We start from the raw sequence: 15096 nt of genomic DNA, 5'->3' as shown, positions 1-15096 counted from the left end.
GCCCGTCTCACAACCGGGCGGCCCGCAGGCGCAGGGCGTTGCCGATCACGCTCACCGACGACAAGGCCATGGCGGCCGCCGCGATGACGGGCGAGAGCAGGATGCCGAGGAACGGGTAGAGGATGCCCGCCGCCACCGGCACGCCGGCCGCGTTGTAGACGAAGGCGAAGAACAGGTTCTGGCGGATGTTGCCCATCACCGCCCGCGACAGACGCCGCGCCCGCACGATGCCGAGGAGGTCGCCCTTGAGCAGCGTCAGGCCCGCGCTCTCGATGGCCACGTCCGTGCCGGTGCCCATCGCGATGCCCACGTCGGCCGCGGCGAGCGCGGGGGCGTCGTTCACGCCGTCCCCGGCCATCGCGACCACCTGCCCTGCCGCCTTGTGGCGCTCGACCACGGCGGCCTTCTGGTCGGGCAACACCTCCGCCTCGACCTCCTCGATGCCGAGCCGACGCGCCACCGCCTCGGCGGTCGTGCGGTTGTCGCCGGTCAGCATCACCACCCGGATGCCCTCCGCCCGGAGCGCCGCGAGCGCCTCGGCCGTCGTCGCCTTGACCGGGTCGGCGATGGCGAGGACGCCGGCGACCCGTCCGTCGACGCCGGCGAAGATCGCCGTGGCGCCGTCGCGCCGGAGCTCGTCGGCTTCGGCGTCATGGGTCGATACGTCGACCCCTTGCTCGCGAAGGAAGGCGGCGTTGCCCAGCGCCACGCGGCGGCCCTCCACGGTTCCGAGCGCGCCCTTGCCGGTGGGGCTGTCGAAATCCGTGACGGGAGCTGTGGAGAGCCCGCGCTTCCCGGCCGCCGCCACGATGGCCAGGGCGAGCGGGTGCTCGCTCGCGCGCTCGACGCTCGCCGCGAGCCGCAGGAGCGTGTCCTCGTCGAAGCCGGCCGCCGCCACGATCCGGGTCACGGCCGGCTTGCCCTCGGTCAGGGTGCCGGTCTTGTCGACCACCAGGGTCGTGACCCGCTCCATCCGCTCCAGCGCCTCCGCGTTCTTGACGAGCACCCCGGCCCCGGCGCCGCGGCCGACGCCGACCATGATCGACATCGGCGTGGCGAGGCCGAGCGCGCACGGGCAGGCGATGATCAGCACCGCCACCGCGGCCAACAGCGCGAAGGTGAAGCGGGGCTCCGGCCCGAAGGCCATCCAGGCGGCGAAGGCGAGAACCGCCACGCCGATGACCGCCGGCACGAACCAGCCCGCGACCCGGTCGGCGAGGCGCTGGATCGGGGCCCGGCTCCGCTGGGCCTCGGCCACCATCTGGACGATGCGGGCCAGCATGGTGTCGCGCCCGACCTTGGTCGCCTCGACGACGAGCGAGCCGGACTGGTTGAGGCTGCCGCCGATGACGGGGGCGCCGGCCTCCTTGGCGACCGGCATCGATTCCCCCGTCACGAGGCTCTCGTCCACGGAGCCGCGGCCCTCCACCACCGCACCGTCGACCGGGACCTTCTCGCCGGGGCGCACGCGCAGGCGGTCGCCGACCCCGATGGCATCGAGTTGCACCTCCTCGTCCTCGCCGTCCGGCCGGATGCGGCGGGCGGTCTTCGGCGCGAGGTCGAGGAGCGCCCGCAGCGCGCCGCCGGTGCTCTCGCGGGCGCGGAGCTCCAGGACCTGCCCGAGCAGCACAAGCACGGTGATCACCGCCGCCGCCTCGAAGTAGGCCGGCACCGCCCCGCCGTGCCCGCGCAGCGCCTCCGGGAACAGCCCGGGGGCGAGCGTCGCGACCACGCTGTAGAGGTAGGCCGTGCCCGTCCCGAGGGCGACCAGGGTGAACATGTTCAGGTTCCGGGACAGGACGGAGTGCCAGGCCCGAACGAAGAAGGGCCAGCCGGCCCAGAGCACGACCGGGGTGGCGAGCGCGAACTGGATCCAGTTTGAGGTCTGCTGGCCGAGGCGGTCGGTCAACCCGAGCAGGTGGCCGCCCATCTCAAGCACGAACACCGGAACGGTCAGCACCAGCCCGGCCCAGAACCGGCGCGTCATGTCGACGAGTTCCTCGCTCGGACCGTCGTCCGCACCGACCATCGCGGGTTCCAGGGCCATCCCGCAGATCGGGCAAGCCCCTGGCCCGACCTGGCGCACCTCCGGGTGCATCGGGCAGGTGTAGATCGAGCCCTCCGGCACCGGCTCGGACTTCGCCGCGGGGGAGGCGGGGTCGACGTAGCGGACGGGGTCGGCCTCGAATTTGGTCCGGCAGCCGTTCGAACAGAAGTAGTACGGATGCCCGTCGTGCTCGGCCTGGTACTTCGTCGCGTGCGGGTCCACCGTCATCCCGCAGACCGGGTCCTTCACGCGGAAGGCGCCATCGGACGAGGCAGGTGCGGCATGGCTGTGCGCACGGTGGTCGTGCCCGTGGCCGTGCGCGTGCGCGGAATGATCGTGGCCGCCGACACAGGCGTGGCCTCCCGCAGATTGAGGATGTCCCTGCGACGCGTCGCTCATCACCGCTCCTTCCGTATGGCCGAGGGCCTGGCCGCCAGACCGCGAACGGTCCGGCGGCGCGCGGCGCCTTACCGGTTGCCTTCCTTCTTCGCGTTCTTGTCGAGCCAGGCGACGAGCTCCTGAATGCTCTTCTCCTGCTCACCGATGGTCTTCTCGGCGAGGCGCTTGCTCTCGGCGTTGTCGGCGCCCTTCAGCGCCGCTCGGGCCATGTCGATGGCGCCCTGGTGGTGGGGGATCATCGTGCAGACCCACGCGACGTCGGGATCGCCCGCCATCATCCCCTGCATCATCGGGCCATTCATCGACATCATCGCCCGCTGCAGGCCCTTCTGGGTCTCGGTCATCTGACCGCCCATGCCCTGCATGGCCTGGGACATGTGCGCCTGCATGTCCTTCACCATCGCCTCCTTGCCCGCCGAGGCCGCCTTGCACGCTTCCGGCAGCCTCACGGCGGATTGCATCGAGCCGTGGTCGTGATCGTGGTCATGGTCGGCCGCAACGGCCGCTCCGGCGCCGGCGAACGCCATGGTCGCGGCAAGGACAAGGTTACGAACGAGCATAATTGCCTCCTCTCATCTTGTGGAAGGGGCAGCCGTCGCCGGCCGCCCCGATTGGCTCAGGCGGCCATCTTGCGGCAGCTCTCGGCGCATCGCCGGCACCGCTCGACGCAGTCCTGCATGTCGCCGACCTGCTCGCAGCTCCTGGCGCAGGCCTCGCACACCTCGGCGCAGGCGCGGCAGGTATGCTTGTGCTCGGGGGTACCGATCAGCATCAAGTGAGCCGAAGTCCGGCACGTCTCCGCACAGGCTAACATCAGCCGGAAATGCGCCGGCTCGACGTGCTTGCCGCCGGCCGGAAGGCAATGGTTCGAGGCCATGCCCATGCAGGTCTGATAGCAGCGAAGACACTCATCGATGCAGGACTGCATCTCGTTCGACATCGTATGCATTCCGAGTCTCCATTAAGACGGTTCACACTGTTCGATAAACCGAGATTTACGCTAAAAAGCGATTTTATTTCTCAGCACAGCGCAGTCATAAAGATAGTGAACTGACGTCTTGTTCAACGCGAAAGACGAAAATCTTTCGCGGCGACGTTCGAGTTTGGAAAGTCGGTCCCGCGGCCATCGTGGACCGGTCCCAGCGCGCCGGGATCGTCCGATCACGAACGACCCGATGGGACGCCGCCCTTTCGAGCTCACGGTTCGGCGCGTCCCGCCGGGGCGACCCGAAGCGGCGCCGCCGCTCCTGAGGCGACGATTGGGCAGATCGACAGGGGATCAGTCTCGACCGGCGACGAAGCGGGCGCAGGTCGTGGCCGCGGGCGCACCTCAGGCGTTGCGCGCCCAGGTGCGCATCACCTCACGCGACGGTTCGTGGCGGCTTGCGAAGCGCCTCGGGGCCTGCGCCCTCGTGCCCTGCGACGTCGTCCGGGACCATCACGACGGCCTTGAAGAGGGGGGCTGACAAGGATGTTGGGGCGGCGGGAATACCGAGGGTGCCACAAACGGCCGTCCCGCAGCGGCAGCGCTTGCAGGCGCCGGGGCAGCAACCCTCGTCGGCATCGGCGGCTTTGAGCGAGGCCGTCGCCCGAACCGGCAGCGTCCGGAGACGCGGTGCACCGCGAAGCCATCCCATGAACCCTGGGACGTGCAGCGAGGTTGCGAGGGCTGGTCCAGCAAGCGGTGCCTTCGCATCGACCATTGCCGCCGCGCGCCGATTGTGACCGCAGTGGACATGGCCATCGTGAGCCTCGACGGCGGACGGCGCGACGTAGGCGATGATCGCGAGGATCATCGCCGCTATCGAACGCACCACATGCCGCCTGAAAGCCATCCCGGTCGCTAACCCCGATCTTGCATGTCGCGACGAAGTCGCACCTTTGACGAGAATGCCTGCATCCGCATTTGGTTGCCGGCTCGTCCCATCACGCGGTCGCGCGTACCTGCTCGGCCGGGTAGCCGGCGGCGGTGACGGCCAGTGCGATGCGGTCTGCCGGCCCGACGGCGCCGGACACGGTCACGAGCTTGGCCCCGAGGTCCACCGCGACCTGGGCGTCCGGCTCGATGTCGATGATGGCCCGGGCCACGGACTTGACACAACCTCCGCAGTCCATCTTGTCGACCTTGAAACGATGCATGACGCTCTCCCTATGACGGCGTCACCTTCAGATAGGGCTTCCCATGGTGGGAAGGTCAAGGGTCGGGGAGCGCTCCGCATCGGGCTGGAGCGCGTTCGCTGCAGGCGACATGGCCGTCGTGACGCTGAAGCCGGTCGATCCTCGACATCGTCGACCGGTGCGGCGACGCTTGGCGTGGTTCCATCGCTTAACCCTGAAGCATCATGTCCATCGGCCTGCGCACGTGCGCTTGAACCCTTGATCGATGGGCATCGCGGTGAGGAGGGACCTGGTCCGAACGATCACTCCCGGCCAACCTCCTGGTATTGCGCCTTGAGAAAGCGATTGCTTTTGGTGAAAGATGCCACGACGCTCTGCTCAAGCTCGTAATACCACACCTCCTCCCGTGCATGCTCGATGCGGTCGACATTGAGCGTCAGGATGTACTGCTTGTTCTCGTCGAGTCTTGCCCGAGTGAGGATGAACTCCAGGCTTTTTCGTAAGGTGTCGTCGTCGACGTCGAAGATATTATCGTGAACCAACAGCCCGGGGTGACGGGATTTGGTGTAATCGTTCAGCAGCAGCGCGATGTCATATATGAAGACTTTCTCCCTCTCCACGCTATGACTGCCGTCATCGTCGATCCGCAGGACGATATCGACGACGTGCTTCCTGGGGGTGGTTCGCACCTCGAAGGAAGCCTTGCGGTTGCCCTGGATGAACTGATGAATGGCGAGGATCGTCCGTTCGAACGACCGCAGCCGATCCGCGGCGGCAGAGATGCTGGCCTGCAATGCCAGCCTTTCGGCCTCGATCTCGGACTTCTTGGTCTGACGTTCGATCAGCAGTTGGTCGTAACGGCTGAAGAAGCTTTTGAGCTGTCCAAGTTCATCGCTCTTCGCCTGGAAGGAGGCATAGGTCTGGCGTAGGTTGCGCAGCTGCCCTTTCTGATCGAGAACCGCCACCAGCTTTGCGTACCGCCTATCGAGTTCGGCGAGCTGCTTGTTGAGGTTCCGGATCTCGACGTCCACCACCCTCGACTTCTCGTCCAGCAGGTGGCGCTGGAACTGCTCGATCTTGGACTTGAAAGTAATTACCTCCGCGAGTTCGCGGACGATGCTGGTGCCCAGGCCGGCACGAAGCTGGTCGTAGAAGTCGCGGATCTCGCCGCTGTCTATGCCGGGTTCCAGGGCAATCGGTGCCAGGTTTGCAGCGCGCTGGACGAGCACGTCCTTGCTGCGGCGCAGGTCCGACATCCGGTCTTCGATATCGAGGATCTCGCCCTTCACGATGTCGTAGGCCGGGGCGTTCTCCAGGGCATCGATGCCTTGCCGGATCGTCTCGACCTCCTCGTCGAGGGCGTTGAGGTCGGACCGGGCGTCATCCAGATCCTTCTGGCGGACGAGCCTCACGCTGTCCTTGATGCGAGCCTCCTCGGTGGCGATTGCGTCGAGTTCCCTCTGTATGCCCTTGATGGCACGGTAGATGCCGAGGTCGATGCCGAGGAGCATGAGGTGCGGCGCGTAGTTGTCCGGTATTCGGGCCTTGGTGTCGAAGCAGCCTACAATCGACTTGAACTCGGATCGCTCGTCCCGGATCAGCGGCCCCAGGATCTCCCGGAACCCGACCTGCTCATCCTGGTCGGGGAACAGCCTCCCCGTCAGGAAATCGGTCGCATCCTTGAGCTTGGCGTAGACCGTCTCGCGCCCGTCGACGATGATCCGCGGGTGCTCCGCCTCTTCGAGCGATCTCTTGATGGTGTAGCCGATCCCGTGCAGCCGGAAGTCGACGCAGATGAGGTTGCGCGGATCGAAGCTCTCCTTCGGGATTCTCGCCACGCGACTTTCCGTTTTGCGTTTGAGCAATGCGAAGTTCAAGAATTCGATGCAGAGCGACTTGCCGACGCCGTTGTTCTTGGAGCTGGTCACGTCGCTCTCACCCAGGATCACATTGACCCCTGCCGTGAAGACGATGGGATCGATGGTCGCGGGCTCGGTGTAGAGACGCTCAATCAACATCACGGACGATCAGGTATGGTTCTTCGAAATCGACCAGGCCAACGGCGTATAGGAAGGTGATGCCATAAAAGAACGAATTCCACGCGAACCAACTCTCGCGTTTGAAGCGCTCCACCACGTCGAAGATACTGACACGACCCTTGCCCGACTGCCTGATGTACCGCGCGATCTCGAAACCGACGATTGGCGGAGACTTGTCGAGTGCCTCGTCTTTGAGGAAGATGCTAGGCATCGAGCGCGCGCTTGTTCGGGAACACGTTGCAGGCAATCAGCTGATCGACAAGGTAATATCGAATGGCGCAATCGTCGAATGCGACGGCGCTGGTGCCCATCATCCGAAGGACCTTTTCGGTCAGCGCATCGAGGGCGGCTTTGGGATCGCCTCCATATTCCGTCAGGACACGGTCGCTCCAATTCATGAGGTAGACCTGGAGCTTGCGCACACGCACGTGCCCGAGGTCGGTATGCCTGTTCACTTCCGCCAGCGCACGTCCATATATCTCGTGCAAGTCGACGTACTGCTGTTCGAGGAAGGCGGCGTGATCCGCGAATCGGTCGCGGATCTTCCTGTCGGGATCGGGGTCCTCCCGGTTGTCGCCGACCGAGATCCCTTCCTCGGCGGCGCTGAGAACCTCGATCAGGCGGATCAGGGTACCAACCTCGTTGGACTGCCGGGGCTCGGGGATCTTCAACTCGTCGCGCAGGAACTCGCAGCAGCGCTCAAGCCTGTCCAAGCGAAGGTCGCCGACCTTCCTCAGGAGCTCGGGAATGTCCCAGACGTCGTCCACCAGGGACATGCTGAACACGCCGTCGCCGCCTAGGGACGACTCCCGGTACCTGCGCTTCTCTCCGATGATGAGAACGACCAGGCGGTCGTATCTGCCGTCGAGGCCGCTCGCCACGAAGCCCTTATGGGTGTGCTTGATCTTGTCCAACTCCGACGTCGACGTCACCTGGATGGCGATCCGTTCGTCCTCGTCGCCCAAATCGATAGCTCGCGCGTTCCTCTCTACTATGTTGATGTTCTTCAGCTTATAGTCAAACACCAAGTTCAGAAAATCTCGAAAGAACGCTTCCGCATGGACGTTGACGTCTTGTAGGTTGAGGCTATTGAGGTGCCCGACCGACATCCTCAGTTGCGTCAAATAGTGCAAAGCGACCCCGATGAGGCTTGCGCGATTCATGGTGGTGACGAGACTCTCTCGGATCCCCCGAGTCCTAGCGTTGCGGCGTCCCCTTCGCCACTCCGATCTTCATGCCGCCGGGGCGAGTCTGTGAACCGAGTTCCCGCCCACGCTAAGCCCGCCTTCGGGGGATGTCCGGGCACGAAGCGGGGCGTCGGCTCTTGCGCGGCGGCGCGACGACCGTTGACCACCGTGGACGGCGACGGCGATCATCCGCACGTCGGCCGCGCTCAGGCCGGTTCGCCGCCACGATAACGGGCGAAGGTGTCTCGCCCCTCGGGTCCGAACAGGATCACCGCGTAGGCGCCGGGATCCCTGCCCTCGACCTCCATGCCGGGCGAGCCGGCCGGCATGCCCGGAACGGCCAGCCCGGTTCCGTTCGGGCGCTCGGCCAACAAGCGCCTGATGGCGTCCGCCGGCACGTGTCCCTCGACCACGTAGCCGTCAACGAGAGCGGTGTGGCAGGAGGCGAGGTCCCTCGGCACGCCGAGACGCGCCTTCACCGGGTTCACGGGACCCTCGGTCACCGTCACCGTGAAGCCGGCCTGTCGCAGGTGGTCCACCCACTTCGCGCAGCAGCCGCAACTCGGGTCCTTCGTCACGGCGACGGTCGGCAGGCTCTCCCCCATCACGGGTCGTCCGAGGGACACTCCCGCCGCCAAGCCCGCGAGCACGGCACGCCGGGACGGCATCATGTCTGACTTCATCATTCGCTCCTGTCGATTCCTCATTCGGCCGCCAGAGGCATCCGTGCACCCTCCGCGGCGGCCTCCGGCAACCCGCGACCTTTCACCAACGCGTAGACGGCCGGAATCACGACGAGGGTCAGCACGGTCGAGGACACCATCCCGCCGATCATCGGCACGGCGATGCGCTGCATGACCTCGGAGCCCGAACCGGTGCTCCAGAGGATGGGCAGGAGACCCGCCATGATGGCGACCACCGTCATCATCTTGGGCCGCACCCGCTCGACGGCGCCGACCATGATGGCCTGCCGCAAGTCCTCGCGCGTGAGGGGGCGTCCCTCACGCCGGCACCCTGCCCGGACCTCGTCGAGGGCGTGGTCGAGGTAGACCAGCATGATCACGCCGGTCTCGGCCGCGACGCCGGCGAGCGCGATGAAGCCGACCGCCACCGCCACCGACATGTTGAAGCCCATCCACCACATCAGCCAGACGCCGCCGACGAGCGCGAACGGCAGCGAGAGCATGACGATGAGGGTCTCGGTCAGACGGCGGAAGTTCAGGTAGAGGAGCAGGAACACGACGAGCAGCGTCAGCGGCACAACGATCCTGAGGCGGGCTTCGGCGCGCTCCAGGTACTCGTACTGCCCGCTCCACTGCAGCGTCGTGCCCTGGGGCAACCTGACCTCCCTGTCGACCGCGGCCCGGGCGTCGGCCACGTAGCCGCCGAGGTCGCGCCCAGTGAGGTCGACGAAGATGTAGACCGCGAGCTGGCCGTTCTCGGTCCGGATCGAGGTCGGCCCCCGGGTAAGCTCGACCTTCGCGACCTCGCCGAGCGGCACCGTCCCGCCGGCCGGCAGCGGCACCTGCACCTCGTCGGCGATGGCCCGCGGGTCGGAGCGGAAGGCGCGCGGGTAGCGTACGTTGACGGTGTAGCGCTCGCGGCCCTCGACCGTGTTGGTGACGCTCTGCCCGCCGAGAGCCGAGGCGACCACGTCCTGGACGTCGCCCACCATGAGCCCGTAGCGGCCGAGCGCCTCCCGGTCGGGCGTGATGTCGAGGAAGTACCCGCCGATGACCCGCTCCGCGTAGGCACTCGACGTGCCCGGCACGTCGCGCACCACTGCCTCGACCTGACGGGCGACCTTCTCCATGGCGCCGAGGTCGGTGCCGAGCACCTTGATGCCGACCGGCGTCCGGATGCCGGTCGAGAGCATGTCGATGCGGGCCCGGATCGGCTGCGTCCAAGCATTCGAGACGCCCGGGAACTGCAGCGCCCGGTCCATCTCCGCCTTGAGGCTCGCGAGCGTCACGCCCGGGCGCCACTCGGCCTTAGGCTTGAGGCTGATGATGGTCTCGGCCATCTCCATCGGCGCCGGGTCGGTCGCGGTGCTGGCGCGCCCGGCCTTGCCGTAGACCGAGGCGACCTCGGGGAAGGACTTGATGATCCGATCCTGGGTCGCCAGCAACTCGCCCGCCTTCGTCACCGAGATGCCGGGCAGGGTCGTCGGCATGTACATCAGCGTCCCCTCGTCGAGTTCCGGCATGAACTCCGAGCCGAGCTGGCGCGCCGGCCAGACGGTGACCGCCAGGACGCCGAGGGCGAGCAGGATGGTGGGCAACCGCGCCCGCAGTACGCCTGCGATGACCGGGCGATAGAGCCAGATCAGGAGCCGGTTCACCGGGTTGCGATGCTCCGGGACGATCCGTCCGCGCACGAACAACACCATCAGCGCCGGCACCAGGGTCACCGACAGGAGCGCCGCCGCCGCCATGGCGAAGGTCTTGGTGAGCGCGAGCGGCCCGAACAGGCGCCCCTCCTCGCCCTCCAGGGTGAAGATGGGCAGGAAGCTCACGGTGATGATGAGGAGTGAGAAGAACAGCGAGGGGCCGACCTCGCCCGCCGCCTCGACCAAGATCTCGACCCGCGGCTTGTCCGGCCGCGCCCGCTCCAGGTGCTTGTGGGCGTTCTCGATCATCACGATGGCCGCGTCGATCATGGCGCCGACCGCGATGGCGATGCCGCCGAGCGACATGATGTTGGCGCCCAGCCCCAGCGCCTTCATCCCGGCGAACGCCATCAGGATGCCGACGGGCAGCATCAGGATGGCGACCAGCGCGCTTCGGACGTGCAGGAGGAACACGATGCACACGAGGGAGACGACGACGCTCTCCTCGACAAGCGTGTGCCGCAGCGTCTCGATGGCCGCGTCGATGAGTTGCGAGCGGTCGTAGACCGGCAGGATCTCGGTGCCGGCCGGCAGGCTTTTCGCCACCTCCGCGAGCTTCGCCTTCGCGTTCTCGATGACGGTCAGGGCGTTCGCGCCGAACCGCTGCAGGACGATGCCGCCGGCGACCTCGCCGTCACCATTCATCTCGGTGATGCCCCGCCGCTCGTCAGGCCCGAGTTCGACCCGGGCGACGTCCCGCACCCGCAGGGGAGCACCACCGGTGGTCTTCAGGACGATGTTCTCGATGTCGGCCACGCTCCGCAGGTAGCCGCGTCCGCGCACCATGAACTCGAACTCGGAGAGCTCGACCGTGCGGCCGCCGACGTCGGCGTTGCTCGCCCGGATCGCGTCCCGGAGCTTGTTGAGCGAGATCCCCTGCGCCCGTAGGCGGTTCGGGTCGACGACGACGTTGTACTGCTTGACGAAGCCGCCGACGCCCGCGACCTCGGCCACGCCCTCGGCCCGCGACGCCCCGAAACGGACCACCCAGTCCTGGAGGGAGCGCAATTCCGCGAGCGTGCGCTCCTTGGCCACGACCACGTACTGGTAGACCCAGCCGACGCCGGTGGCGTCCGGACCGAGGGTTGGGGTCACGCCCGCCGGCAAGCGGCTGGCCGCCGCGTTGAGGTATTCGAGCACGCGCGAGCGGCCCCAATATGGGTCCGTGCCGTCCTCGAAGATCACGTAGACGAAGCTGACCCCGAAGAACGAGAAGCCGCGCACCACCTTCGCCTTCGGGACCGTCAGCATGGCGGTCGTGAGAGGATAGGTGACCTGATCCTCGACCACCTGCGGGGCCTGGCCCGGGTATTCGGTGTAGACGATGGCCTGCACGTCCGAGAGGTCGGGGATGGCGTCGAGCGGCAGCGTTCGCAGCGCCATGACGCCAGCGGCCACGGCGAACACGGTGCCGACCAGCACCAGGACGAGGTTGCGGGCCGACCAGCCGATGAGGCGCGCGATCATGGCTTGCCCTCAAGGTTCGAGGCCTGCCGGTCGCTCGCCTTCGGGGCGGACATGGACTGAAGCGCCGCCTTCAGGTTGCTCTCGGCGTCGATCAGGAAGTTCGCCGCCGTGACGACCCGGTCGCCGGCGGCGACGCCGTCGCGGATCTCGACGTAGCCCGTGCCGCGAACCCCGACTTTGACCTCGCGCGGCTCGAAGCGCCCCCCGCCCCTGTCGAGCAGCACCACTTGCCGCGCACCTGTGTCGATGACCGCGTCGTCGGGCACCGCCACGACGGGCTTGCCCGCCCCCGTGGCGATCTCGACCTCGGCGTACATGTCGGGCAGGAGCGCGCCGTCCGGGTTCGGCAGCTCGATGCGCACCCGCGTGGCCCGGGTGTCCGGGTTCACCTGCGGATAGATCACCCCGACCTTGCCGGAGAAGGTCCGGCCCGGGGCCGAACGCAGGCGCACGGTCACGGCCTGTCCGGCGCGAACCCCGGCCAGGTCGCGCTCGGGCACGTCGGCCAGCACCCACATGACCGAGATGTCGCCGATCCGGAACAGGGTGTCGCCGGCCGCGGCTTTCATGCCCTCGACGGCCGAGCGCTGCAGCACCACGCCGTCCCGGGCCGACGACCAAGTGATGGCCATCGGCACCTTCCGGGTGCGCTCCATGTCGTCGATGACGGCCTCGGAGACGTTGAGGTTCTGCAGGCGTCGCCGAGCTCCGTCGAAGCCGGGGTTGGCGATGAGCTGCGCGGCGGCGGCGTTGATTTCGGGGGAGTAGATGTGGACCAGCGGCTGGCCCTTGCGGACGCGGTCGCCGGTGGTGACGTCCTCGACATGGTCGACGTACGCGTCCGACCGGGTCGCGATGACCGTCACGCGCCGCTCGTCGAGGGCGACGGTACCGGGCACGCGCACCGGCTGCGCCACCACCCGCCGCTCCACTGTTTCGGTTCGGACGCCGGTCCGCTGGACCTTGCCGGGGGAGACCGTCACGACGGCGCCGCCCTCGTCCTCGCCCGCGTAGACGGGGATGTAGTCCATCCCCATCGAATCCTTTTTCGGGGTCGCCGAGGTGTCCGGCAGCCCCATCGGGTTGCGGTAGTAGAGCAACTTGCGCGTGCCCCCGTCGGGCTTCCCGGCCGCCGCCGTTCCATGCGCCGCCATGCCGTGCCCGGTCACGTCGTGGCCGGCCATGTCGGGGGATGTCGTCTCGCTCCCTTGTGCCTGGTCGAAGCGCACGTCCTCGCTGGCCCGAACCGCCCGGAAGTCGTGCCCCTCCGCAGTCGTTCTCGGCGACGCGGAGTAGACCGGCTTCCCATCCGGATCCTGGTAGTAGACCACCGGACCCGTGACCTTCGCCGGCGCCGGTGCCTGCGGACCCGGCATGCCGGTCGGAAGCCAGTGGGCGAACTCGGTCCGTGCGCGCTCGACGAGGACCGGAACGGGGCTGCCATCACGCCCCGCCCAGTACCCGGTGCCCCCCGCCGCCAACGCGGCGAGGATCCCGGCGAGCCATGCCGAGCGGCTCACTTGACGGCCTGGAAGACGAGCCTGTCCTCGACGGTGCCGGTTTCGCCCTGGACCTTCGCCCCCAGCGAGAGCCGCCAGCCCCCGGCCATCGTGAGCTTCGCCTTGAAGCGGTAGAGGGCAGGCTCCGTCGACGGGACCTGCTCGATCGTCGAGGTCATCTCGTCCATGCTGTCGGGCGCCATGTCGATGCGCTTGGCGAAGATCACCGCGTCCGGAACGGGCTTGCCGGTGCGCTTGTCCATGAGTCGCACCGAGAGGATGGTCTCGCCGACCTTCGCCTCCGTCCGGATCAGCACGAAGGCGTAGTCCTTGATGCCGGCGAGCGCCGGCAGGGCCGGGACCGACAGGGCGGCACCGAGCAGCGCGGCACCGAGGGCGCGCGCGAAGGGGTACGTGGTCACGGATTTCGTCTCCTGAACGCGATGGATGGCCACGCGTGGACGCGCGGCGTCGTGCCGGCGTTCACGCCGGCGTCATCGGGCTCAGGCTCGGGGGGGCTCAGGTAACGGGCGGCCGGACACGCTGGCGAAGGACGCCGCATCGGGCCACACCCGGCTCGTCCGCGTCGCCACCGGGGCCGGGACGGACGCCGCGGTCGGCAGGAGGGAGGCGACGCTGGCGAGGCAGAGCGCCAAAAGCGGACAGCCGGCCTTGGCGCAGTCGGGCTTCGCCGCCTTCCCGGGCGGGCAGCACGGCATGTCGGCCATGTCCGCGTCGCCCACGTCCATCCCCTCCATCTCGGCATGGGCAATGGCCGAGGTCGCCTCAGGCGCGGCTTGCGCCATGATGAACGCGCGCATCCCCGCGGCGGCCGCGGGCGCGGCCACCGGCGTCAGGGCGAGGCTGAGTACCGCCAGGAGCGGCAACAGTCGCCGAAGGGCGATCAAGAACGTCACGCAGGTACGATGCCAGCTTTTCGATCCGGGCGGAAGGCCAGTGTCACGGGAGACGGCGCGTCCCAAGTCTTGAGGGTCAAGGTTTCGTTCCGTCGGGCGGCCGATCCACCGACCGACCTCGCCGGGCGGGCGTCTCGGCGACCCGTTCCTCGTGGGCCCGCCGGACCGCGCCATGGCGCGTCCGGCCTGCCGTGCAATGGCCGTCCCCGAACGGCAGGCAGAGGCCGGATCGAGGCCGCCACCCATGGAAGCCGCATCGACACCGTCGGTCCCCTGGCAAGCCCCCGGACATGGAGTGGCCGTCTGCCGAGCGCGCAATCTGGAAGGCGGTCAACAGGGGAATGGTCGCGTGCATCGCAGGCGTGAGCCGGTCGTCGTTCTCGGGCTGTTGCGCTGGCCGCCCATCGCAAGGGCGCAGGTTCCGGGCTCCCGGCATCCGCGCGCGTGCTGTCCGGGCATCTGGGAAACCTACCGCACACTTGACCCTCCGCGCGGTAGGCGGTGCAGGGCGGCGCGCCGAACCTCACCCCGTACCACCCCAATCGGCCGGTCCGGCGGTTCGGACCCCGCGGGAGGTTCAGAAGTGCTGGGCGGGGGGGGCCGACCGGGCGGCGGCAGGGCGGCGGGGCACCGCGCTGATCGATCCGGTCGTCAGGCCGACGTCCGGAGCTTCGACCTGAGGCGTTTCGGTCCGTTGCGATTGATGCGTCTGGGGCAGGAAACGGGGTGGGACGTTGTCCATCCATCCCGCGAGCGCGTAACCCGGCAGTCCGGCGAGCATGGCGATTCCTGCAAAGGCGGGGATGATCTTGCTTTTCATGGCGGAAACCGTTGATCTGACGAGAAGCTTGCCGCTCCTTGTCTTTAAGTCCGGATGTCTTGGACGTACCGTTACAGCGCGCTGCGAACCTTTGTGGGGTTGGGCCGGGGTCGCCCGGCGCGGCGCCTCGCTCACCGGGGGGATAATCCTGCAAGCGATTGTGGGATGCGCGACGGCCGCATTGCCTCGCGCGGCCGGGCGGGTGGGAGGGTCA

General features: G+C 67.8%; 14 protein-coding genes. All 14 read right to left on the bottom strand.

The window, feature by feature from the left end; genetic code table 11:
• Positions 1 to 7 precede the first annotated feature (7 nt).
• Entirely contained in the window at positions 8 to 2446 is a 2439-nt protein-coding gene (locus tag WYO_RS19180) for a heavy metal translocating P-type ATPase (protein ID WP_007565546.1), read from the bottom strand.
• 68 nt (positions 2447 to 2514) lie between these two features.
• Positions 2515 to 3006: a DUF305 domain-containing protein gene (locus WYO_RS19175; protein ID WP_007565544.1), complete on the bottom strand. Its 492-nt coding sequence runs from the start codon at positions 3004 to 3006 to the stop codon at positions 2515 to 2517.
• A 56-nt stretch (positions 3007 to 3062) separates the two neighbouring features.
• The gene (locus WYO_RS19170) at positions 3063 to 3395 is read right to left on the bottom strand and encodes a four-helix bundle copper-binding protein (RefSeq protein ID WP_007565541.1); all 333 of its coding nucleotides are present in this window, start codon (positions 3393 to 3395) and stop codon (positions 3063 to 3065) included.
• Between the two features lie 412 nt (positions 3396 to 3807).
• Entirely contained in the window at positions 3808 to 4242 is a 435-nt protein-coding gene (locus WYO_RS30050; protein ID WP_230364971.1) for a hypothetical protein, read from the bottom strand.
• Positions 4243 to 4372: 130 nt separating this feature from the next.
• Positions 4373 to 4585 (bottom strand): heavy-metal-associated domain-containing protein, encoded by a 213-nt coding sequence (locus tag WYO_RS19165; RefSeq protein WP_007565540.1) that lies wholly within the window; start codon positions 4583 to 4585, stop codon positions 4373 to 4375.
• Between the two features lie 281 nt (positions 4586 to 4866).
• Positions 4867 to 6582, bottom strand: a complete 1716-nt coding sequence (locus tag WYO_RS19160) for a DUF2326 domain-containing protein (RefSeq protein ID WP_007565538.1) — start codon at positions 6580 to 6582, stop codon at positions 4867 to 4869.
• Positions 6572 to 6814 (bottom strand): hypothetical protein, encoded by a 243-nt coding sequence (locus WYO_RS19155; protein WP_007565536.1) that lies wholly within the window; start codon positions 6812 to 6814, stop codon positions 6572 to 6574. Before WYO_RS19155 ends, WYO_RS19160 begins: the two co-directional genes overlap by 11 nt.
• Positions 6807 to 7766 (bottom strand): SMEK domain-containing protein, encoded by a 960-nt coding sequence (locus tag WYO_RS19150; RefSeq protein ID WP_007565534.1) that lies wholly within the window; start codon positions 7764 to 7766, stop codon positions 6807 to 6809. The genes WYO_RS19155 and WYO_RS19150 overlap by 8 nt, the downstream gene beginning before the upstream one ends.
• 230 nt (positions 7767 to 7996) lie before the next feature.
• Positions 7997 to 8473 (bottom strand): DUF411 domain-containing protein, encoded by a 477-nt coding sequence (locus tag WYO_RS19145; RefSeq protein WP_007565532.1) that lies wholly within the window; start codon positions 8471 to 8473, stop codon positions 7997 to 7999.
• A gap of 20 nt (positions 8474 to 8493) precedes the next feature.
• Positions 8494 to 11646, bottom strand: a complete 3153-nt coding sequence (locus WYO_RS19140; protein WP_007565530.1) for a CusA/CzcA family heavy metal efflux RND transporter — start codon at positions 11644 to 11646, stop codon at positions 8494 to 8496.
• Positions 11643 to 13166, bottom strand: a complete 1524-nt coding sequence (locus WYO_RS19135) for an efflux RND transporter periplasmic adaptor subunit (protein ID WP_007565528.1) — start codon at positions 13164 to 13166, stop codon at positions 11643 to 11645. The genes WYO_RS19140 and WYO_RS19135 overlap by 4 nt, the downstream gene beginning before the upstream one ends.
• Positions 13163 to 13567: a FixH family protein gene (locus WYO_RS19130; RefSeq protein ID WP_007565526.1), complete on the bottom strand. Its 405-nt coding sequence runs from the start codon at positions 13565 to 13567 to the stop codon at positions 13163 to 13165. The genes WYO_RS19135 and WYO_RS19130 overlap by 4 nt, the downstream gene beginning before the upstream one ends.
• A gap of 81 nt (positions 13568 to 13648) precedes the next feature.
• Positions 13649 to 14062, bottom strand: a complete 414-nt coding sequence (locus tag WYO_RS19125; RefSeq protein WP_007565524.1) for a hypothetical protein — start codon at positions 14060 to 14062, stop codon at positions 13649 to 13651.
• A 577-nt stretch (positions 14063 to 14639) separates the two neighbouring features.
• Positions 14640 to 14882, bottom strand: a complete 243-nt coding sequence (locus WYO_RS19120; RefSeq protein WP_039903393.1) for a hypothetical protein — start codon at positions 14880 to 14882, stop codon at positions 14640 to 14642.
• Between the last annotated feature and the right edge of the window lie 214 nt (positions 14883 to 15096).

It is taken from the genome of Methylobacterium sp. GXF4 (genome assembly GCF_000272495.1).
Taxonomy (GTDB): domain Bacteria; phylum Pseudomonadota; class Alphaproteobacteria; order Rhizobiales; family Beijerinckiaceae; genus Methylobacterium; species Methylobacterium brachiatum.
The sequence above is the reverse complement of the archived record's forward strand: the minus strand, read 5'-3'. Positions and strand labels throughout refer to the sequence as shown.

Bases quoted from the DNA above. Each gene is read 5' to 3' on its own strand.
- WYO_RS19180 (WP_007565546.1), bottom strand. From the start codon at position 2,446: ATGAGCGACGCGTCGCAGGGACATCCTCAATCTGCGGGAGGCCACGCC.
- WYO_RS19175 (WP_007565544.1), bottom strand. From the start codon at position 3,006: ATGCTCGTTCGTAACCTTGTCCTTGCCGCGACCATGGCGTTCGCCGGC.
- WYO_RS19170 (WP_007565541.1), bottom strand. From the start codon at position 3,395: ATGCATACGATGTCGAACGAGATGCAGTCCTGCATCGATGAGTGTCTT.
- WYO_RS30050 (WP_230364971.1), bottom strand. From the start codon at position 4,242: ATGATCCTCGCGATCATCGCCTACGTCGCGCCGTCCGCCGTCGAGGCT.
- WYO_RS19165 (WP_007565540.1), bottom strand. From the start codon at position 4,585: ATGCATCGTTTCAAGGTCGACAAGATGGACTGCGGAGGTTGTGTCAAG.
- WYO_RS19160 (WP_007565538.1), bottom strand. From the start codon at position 6,582: ATGTTGATTGAGCGTCTCTACACCGAGCCCGCGACCATCGATCCCATC.
- WYO_RS19155 (WP_007565536.1), bottom strand. From the start codon at position 6,814: ATGCCTAGCATCTTCCTCAAAGACGAGGCACTCGACAAGTCTCCGCCA.
- WYO_RS19150 (WP_007565534.1), bottom strand. From the start codon at position 7,766: ATGAATCGCGCAAGCCTCATCGGGGTCGCTTTGCACTATTTGACGCAA.
- WYO_RS19145 (WP_007565532.1), bottom strand. From the start codon at position 8,473: ATGAAGTCAGACATGATGCCGTCCCGGCGTGCCGTGCTCGCGGGCTTG.
- WYO_RS19140 (WP_007565530.1), bottom strand. From the start codon at position 11,646: ATGATCGCGCGCCTCATCGGCTGGTCGGCCCGCAACCTCGTCCTGGTG.
- WYO_RS19120 (WP_039903393.1), bottom strand. From the start codon at position 14,882: ATGAAAAGCAAGATCATCCCCGCCTTTGCAGGAATCGCCATGCTCGCC.